The sequence below is a fragment of the Protofrankia sp. Cas3 genome (assembly GCF_963555955.1).
Lineage (GTDB): Bacteria > Actinomycetota > Actinomycetes > Frankiales > Frankiaceae > Protofrankia.
Window position 1 is genome coordinate 1 of the sequence record NZ_CAUVXP010000227.1, and the last position, 6,981, is coordinate 6,981.

1 protein-coding gene and 3 pseudogenes are annotated in these 6,981 nt (G+C 64.1%); 3 read left to right on the forward strand and 1 reads right to left on the reverse strand.

The genetic code is table 11. The annotated features are described in order from the left end of the window. Positions 1 to 764 precede the first annotated feature (764 nt). From ltrA to U9983_RS25755, 3 genes and pseudogenes are all read left to right on the forward strand, one after another. The gene (gene ltrA / locus U9983_RS25745; RefSeq protein WP_416211545.1) at positions 765 to 1,958 is read left to right on the forward strand and encodes a group II intron reverse transcriptase/maturase; all 1,194 of its coding nucleotides are present in this window, start codon (positions 765 to 767) and stop codon (positions 1,956 to 1,958) included. Positions 1,959 to 2,138: 180 nt separating this feature from the next. Next, positions 2,139 to 2,534, forward strand: a pseudogene (locus tag U9983_RS25750) (transposase); the annotation flags it as partial. A gap of 1,627 nt (positions 2,535 to 4,161) precedes the next feature. Then, a pseudogene (locus U9983_RS25755) lies at positions 4,162 to 5,061 on the forward strand (reverse transcriptase/maturase family protein); the annotation flags it as partial. 499 nt (positions 5,062 to 5,560) lie between these two features. Here the strand turns inward: U9983_RS25755 and U9983_RS25760 are convergent. Further along, a pseudogene (locus tag U9983_RS25760) lies at positions 5,561 to 6,981 on the reverse strand (hypothetical protein); the annotation flags it as partial.

A 6,981-nucleotide genomic window follows, 5' to 3' on the forward strand; every position in this document is an offset into this window, starting at 1 on the left:
TTGACTGGAATGGTCCGCCGAATCGAATCGGTGCATCCAGGCGTGCGTCCAGAAGACCGGGCGCTTTTGACGAAAGGAGAGGGAAAGTGTAACCGGTCGATAAGCTCAGGGCAGCCAGCCGGTGTGAGTCCGGTCCGGGGAGATGCCAGGATCCCTGGTAGCTGGTTCCCGGCGTCGGTTGAGAGGCCGCCGTCGAAGCGGAATGACAAAGTCCCTGTGAGGGGGCGAGCAACTGGCCGGTCCGCAGCATGAAGCGAAGCTTGCAGCGTCGTTAGCACCGCCTGTCGAAAGATGGGGCAAGGAGGAGCCGAGCCCGTGCCTTAGAGGGTGAAGGCCATGGACGGCATCTGGGATCCTGGAGCGGGTGCCTATGAACCTCCCGGCGTAAGGAGCGTGGAACGGTCAGAGGGCTGTCCTGGGAACTGGAGAGAGCCTATTCGGCTCCGGGTCTGCGGCCCGGGAAGCATGCCTGTCTATAACCGGTGGTCCCGGGAAGTGGCAGGCGGCCGGAAGGCAGTCGGAGGGGGCAGTAGTAGCGTTTGAGGGTCGGGACAACATAACCCGGCCTGAGCGAAGGGCCCCTGCTTCATCGATGCGCAGTGTTGGAGGGAGGAACTCGGATGAGTGCCGTTGCGGCTAGGTCCGTCCGCCAGGCCGATGGTCTGGATGCGGTTCGTGCTCTTCAGCGTGTGCTTTACCGCAGTGCCAAGTGTGATCCTGCCCGTCGTTTCCATGCTCTGTATGGCCATATCGCTCGCAGCGACGTGTTGTGGCGGGCGTGGAGCGACGTGCGTGCGAACCGGGGCGCGCCCGGGGTCGACGGTGTGTCGATCGACGACGTCGAGCGCGCCGGGGTAGGCGAGTTCCTGGATGCCCTCGCGGGGGAGTTGCGGGCCGGGTCGTACCGGCCGGCTCCGCTGCGCAGGGTGCACATCCCGAAGCGCGAGCCGGGTGCCACCCGGCCGCTGTCGATCCCCACGGTTCGGGACCGGGTCGTCATGACCGCCGCGAAGATCGTTTTGGAGCCGGTGTTCGAGGCTGATTTTCTGCCGTCGAGTTTCGGGTTCCGCCCGCGCCGGTCCGCAGTGGATGCCTGTGAAGTCATCCGCGTTGAGGCGAACCGGGGTCGGCAGTGGGTGGTTGACGTTGATATCGCGGACTGTTTCGGTTCTTTGGACCATGCCGCGGTTATGGGACAGGTCGCCCGCCGGGTTTCTGACCGGCGGATGCTGAAACTGCTGCGCGGTTGGCTTCGGGCGGGAGTCCTGGACGCGGGTGTCATTCGTGACACCGTGGCTGGGACTCCCCAGGGATCGCCGATTTCCCCGTTGTTGGCTAACGTTGCGCTTCACCTCCTTGACGAGGAATGGGCGGCGTCGAGCCGGCGGATCGGTGTGCTGGTAAGGTACGCCGACGATATCGTGGCGCTGTGTGCCACCGAACAGGCGGCACGCGAGGCCGTACGTCGCATCAGCATGACCCTGGCGCGGTTGGGGCTACGGCTACATCCCGCCAAGTCCAGGATTGTGTGTCTGCGGGAGGGGCGTCGGGGGTTTGACTTCCTCGGCTGGCATCATCACATGGTGCGGTCGTGGAAACATCCCTGGCGTTTCTACCTGATGCGGTGGCCGTCGGCGGCGGCGATGCGGTCGATCCGGGCGCGGATACGTGACGCCACGGATCGACGTTTCGTCGGTAAGTCATTGGCGGACCGGGTAGGGGTCCTCAACCGGCTTCTACGCGGGTGGTCGGGTTACTTCGCTGCGGGGAACTCATCCCGGGCGTTGGGATCGCTCGACAGCTACGTCCACCTACGGCTTGCCATCTTTGCCAGTAACAAGCACGGCCAGCCTGGCCGGGGTTGGGCCGGGCGTCATGACGGCGCCTGGCTGGCCCGTCTTGGTGTGTTCCGCCTCGCCGGGCGGACACGGTGGGTGACCGCGCATGCCTCGCGGTGAACGGTGTCGGAGAGCCGTGTGTGGGAGAACCACATGCACGGATCGAAAGGGGGCCGCTGGCGAAGCCGGGCCTCGTGGCAGCACAGCGCATCCGCGCTGCCGGACGGCGAAAGTGTCCGATGGAAGCCCCGTCGACCCCGTCCCGGCCACGAAACCTGGACCAGCCAGCGGCCTACCTCACTCAGGCCGGTCTACACGGTGCCGTCGGTGTCAGCGGCCGAGGCCCGGTTCGCCGAGTTCACCGAGGCCTGGGGCGGTCGCTATCCGGCCATCATCAAGCTATGGCGGAACGCCTGGGAGGAGTTCATTCCTTTCCTGGACTATGACGTGGAGATAAGGAAGGTGATTTGCACGACGAACGCTATTGAGTCGTTGAACTCACGCTACCGGCGGGCGGTCCGTGCGCGGGGTCATTTCCCGACCGAGGACGCCGCCTTGAAATGCCTGTACCTCGTCACGCGCTCCCTTGATCCCACTGGCAAGGGCAGGGCCCGCTGGATGATCCGTTGGAAGCCCGCCCTCAACGCGCTGGCGGTCACTTTCGAGGGACGCCTGACCCCGACCACCACCAACTGACCCACTACCAAGCGCAGCACCACTTACACCGAGCGTCGGACACTCCCCTCACGGTGGCAAGTCTCCCGATCCGTGGCAGTCGACGGAGCTCGGTCAGGCTGTCCGGCTCGGGTTCATGACGATCATGCCGATCGGCCGGCTAGTGACCTTGCCAGCGACAGGTCGAGGGCTATAATCGGCGACAGGTAACGTCGTCCTTTGGCAAAGACGGCCGGCGGACCGGGTAGCCTCTGGAGTGAGGTGCAGTCCCGGCCGGCGTAAAACGGGGGGCCATCAGCGAGAAATCGCTACTGGCCCCGGGACGGCAGCGAAACACCGAGATGGCGTCGACTCAAGCGCCTTACGGAAGCCCGGAGACTCCGTGAGGTGCGCGCAGGGGCCTCGGTGCATCTCTACTTGCTCGTATTTTCTGGACTCTCGGCCGCACTCTTCCCTCTCGTGAAGCTCGTCGAAATCTACATGCGATATAGATTTGCTCGGCATGTATACGACCAGGAGATACGCAGCGGTCGGCAGCCTGACCCCATAGAAATACTCGAAGTTGTCAGCGGAGATTCCGGAGATCATATTCCTCGCCGAATTCGAGATCAGATGCGTCAACGGTCGAATGGGCCCTGAAGATACGGCGGCCAAGATTGGGCGACCACTCCCGCAACGCTTTCGCTGCCGAGTGTATGGAATCACGTTGGGATGATCGAGATACTCACGCAGGTAGCAAACCGTGCGTTTCAGCCCAGAGACGTAGTTACGGACCTGGGCCAGGTCGAGACGAACGGCTCCGTCTCAAATTCCGACTTTTTCGCGACCCTGTAGAGCTCAGCGTTCCGGCGATCCCGCGCCTCCCCACCCACCATCGCCCGAATGATCTGGTCACGCACTTGGTCCACCGACTCGAGCGGATCCGCACGCGTACCAGGCACGACCTCGCCGAGCTGGCTGGCAAGATGTACAGACGGCTTCGCCCCATACGAGCGGTTCAAGGCATTGTGGACGGGGCTCCTCGATCGAGAGCCCGGATTGTTCGTGCACTGGGCCTGGGCACGCACGCTCGCCGGACTGCGATGAGAAGAGCGGAGTGAACCGAGATTGTGCGCCGTCTAACTCGGCGCCGGATCGCCCCCGCAGGGGGCAGAGGTTCGGGAGGAGGTGACCTCTGGGCCACCCGCCTTACCTGGACGGGAAACCGCGAGGGGACCACAGCATGGCGGGGAAGCGCGGAACGCAGCGAAGACGTCGAAGGCGTTGCCGTGCAAGGCCCGCGTGATACGGCGAAGGCCAAACTGTTTGAATCCCAGTCTCCAGTGGTGGAAGCGTCACACTTCCCGACACGGCGTCTGATGTCGGGGCTGCCGGTATCGGATGATTCCGACTTTCGTCATCTCAATCCTCCCGGCCGGTGGGCGACGGGCAACGAGCCTGTTCAAGGGGACGGACGGGACGCCTACGTCACGCTCGATACGTCTGGCGCAAGGGGAATTCGGGATGGCCTACGGGGCGCGAGCCCTATGGTCACGGAGTGTCCGTAGTAGTCGCAGGAGTCACGCCCTGCCAGGGAGGACGGGAGAGCCGTCCGCACGGGCGAAGGGACACAGGTGCTCACGATCAACACGACGGTGAGGTACGCGAGATGCGAGACGCCGCAACCGTACTGGAGATCATTCGTGAACGCGGTAGAAGAGGACTGCCGTTGGAACGGGTCTACCGATGCTTGTTCAACCCGGACCTGTATCTGCTCGCCTACGGGAAGATTTCCCGGAACGCGGGCGCAACGACCCCCGGGGTCACGAGCGAGACCGTGGACGGCATGAACCTCGGCACAATCGAGGCGATCATCACTGCGCTCCGGCAGGAGCGCTACCGGTGGACCCCGGTGCGACGCACCTACATCGAGAAGAAGGGAACGGCGAAAAAGCGTCCGTTGGGGTTGCCGACGTGGTCGGACAAGCTGCTGCAAGAAGTGATCCGCCTGCTGTTGGAGGCGTACTACGAGCCGCAGTTCTCCGACCGCTCCCATGGGTTTCGCCCTGGCCGCGGGTGTCATACCGCCCTGGGAGAGATCTATCACCAGTGGCGGGGAACGGTGTGGTTCATCGAGGGTGACATCACCGACTGTTTCGGGAGTTTCGATCACCAGATCATGCTTTCGACGCTGGCCGAGAAGATCCACGACGGTCGGTTCCTGCGCCTGATCGAGGGGCTGCTCCAGGCCGGATATCTGGAGGACTGGCGGTACCACCACACGCTCAGCGGCTGCCCGCAAGGCGGGGTTGTTTCACCTATTTTGTCCAATATCTACCTGGACCGGTTGGACCAGTACATCGAACAGACCCTGCTACCTGCCCACAACCGGGGAGAACGACGCACGCCGTATCGACCGTACATGCGGCTGTGGCAGCACGCGTGCAGACTGGAACAGCACGGAGACCGGCAGGCGGGTCACACGCTGCGCACGCAGATGAAGACCATGCCCTCCCGCGACCCGAACGATCCGGGCTACCGGCGGCTGCGCTACTGCCGCTATGCGGACTTATGCCGAGCTCGGCATAAATCGGCATATCGCCTCCTGGATGTCGTGACGAGGCAGGTGTCCTCCTTCGTCGGGTGGATGGGCGTGCAGGCCGGCGTCGTCGCCGGCCTGCACGCGCTCTCGGGTGGCGCGGGCGGCCCGCGCCCTCCGTCCACAGACAGACCGTCTGCCGCTTGGCGTCGTTCCTGACGACGGTCGGCTCCCGGCCGCTGATAAGACTCACCAGGCATACGCCGCTCGTGGTTTCCAGTTGATTCGCTCGGCGTCTGCATGCGAAGGGATCAGAACGTTGTGATCTCACACAGCAACGCGTCCACGTCGCGCGCGATCGACAGCTGTGACCGTGTGTCCGCCAATTCCACGGGTTGCGGCGAAGACGCCTCCCTAATGCGCGGCCTGTCGGTCGGCCAGCCGCGCCGACGCCTTCGCGTGGTGATCATGTTTTTCCCGTAGTTCCCCTGTTGAATTGGAGATCTGACTTTGGTGTTCCTGTTCCCTCTTACCACCATGGATCTGAGACCCGGCCGTCTGCCTCCAGCCCGTACCGCCATATCTGCCGCCACCGAGGATCCGTGTCCAACGTCCGGGTGAGGTCCCGCAACGCGCTGGTGTCGCCGGCGTCGACGGCCTGGCGGGCGAGCCGCTCGGCGCTGGCGCGGTCGCCTATTTCCGCTCGCATCCGAGCCAGGTGCCCGAGCGCGCCGACGTCACCGGATTCAACGGCGCGGCCGGCTACCCGCTCCGCGCCAGCACGATCCCCGGCTTCTTCCTGCATCCGGGCGAGTTCCCACAGTCCGAAGACGCTACCTGCAGCATCGGCTGTCTGCAGGTAGAGCGACTTTGCCTCATCGCGGTTTCCGGCGGCTTCCTCCAACCGAGCTAGGTTCCACAATGCATCGGCATCGCCGAGCTCCCAGGCCCTCCGATATAGCCGCATGGCACCCCCTGTGTCGCCGGTCTTCTGCCGGATGTCAGCCACGGCTATCAGCGCGCTGGTGTCGCCGTTTTTCGCAGTCTGTAGCGCTATTCGCTCGGCCCTCAATCTATTGCCCGTCTGCTCCAACATCTGAGCATGGTGTAGTGATGCATCGATGCTGCCAGCGGCGGTGGCTTGCCGATACAGTTGCTCGGCGACGGCACGGTTCCCGGCCTCCTCCTCGACGAAGGCGAGGTCCTCAAGATCGCCGGCGGAGAGGGCGTCGTCGGGATCAGTGAGCCCGGCGTCTTCCTCAATCCTTTGTTTCAGCCAAAGGGCGATCGGAGCAAAGTTGATGTAGTCTGCCTGCGCACGAAGCCGTTTCGCCTCTCCACGGTCCCCGGCCGCTTCCCGCAGCTGAGCCAGCCCTAGGAGAGCAGCAATGACGTCACCGGCGCCACCTGACTGAGTGGCCTGCTGGTAGATGCGTTCTGCCTCATCGTAGTCTTCGGCCACGGCCCGTAGTCGAGCCTGCTCAATTTGTGCGGAAGTATCGCCTGCCTCGGCGGCAAACCGATGCAACCGGTCCGCGTCCGTAATGTTCCCGGATTCCTCCCGGGCCTTGGCCAAGGCGCGTAATGGACCAGTATCCCCTGCTGTGGCGGCCTGGCACGCAGCCTGTTCGGCTCCCATCGCGTCGCCCGCTACTTCTCGCATTTTCGCCAAGGCTCCCAGCGCGCGCATGTCCCCTGCCTCAGCGGCTTTCAGATATAGCTTGCTAGCGTGTCGAAGCCGCCACCGGTCCTCGGCCGCACGGCCGAGGCTCACCAGGTCGTCAGGAGTGCGGGCATAGGCTGCAGCAGCCTCCCAGAACCGCGCGGAGGGGACATCGAAACGGAGGCTGTGACGCGCATAATAAACAAGATAGTCCGCAGGATGGTAGCCGTCTGCTGGTCCGATCCCAGGCGCTGCACGATCAGGGATCAGCGCGGTCAGTGCACCTC